The sequence below is a fragment of the Aeromonas sp. sif2416 genome, assembly GCF_019218665.1.
GTDB classification, from domain to species: Bacteria; Pseudomonadota; Gammaproteobacteria; order Enterobacterales; family Aeromonadaceae; genus Aeromonas; species Aeromonas encheleia.
Genome location: NZ_JAHUXC010000065.1, coordinates 1 through 238, shown reverse-complemented (window position 1 = coordinate 238; position 238 = coordinate 1). Strand labels below are relative to the sequence as shown.

General features: G+C 64.3%; 1 protein-coding gene. It reads left to right on the top strand.

Annotated features, from left to right (window positions below):
• Positions 1–238 (top strand): VCBS domain-containing protein (locus KW821_RS21560; RefSeq protein WP_218292881.1); only part of this gene is annotated, 238 nt, incomplete at both ends.

Sequence of the window (238 nt, the reverse complement as noted above, 5' to 3'; positions counted from 1 at the left end):
CCGGGTGTGGGCACCCCGAGTGCCGGCGCCCTGGGTCAGCTGGAGATCGATGCGGCTGGCAAGTGGAGCTATGAAGTCGCCAACGACAAGGTGCAGTACCTGGGCGAGGGCGAGACCAAGGTCGAGACCTTCACCGTACAGAGCCTGGATGGCACCAGCCACACCGTGACCATCACCATCACCGGCGTCAATGACGGTGCGGTGATTGTGGGTGATGGCAGCGGTGCGGTGACCGAAG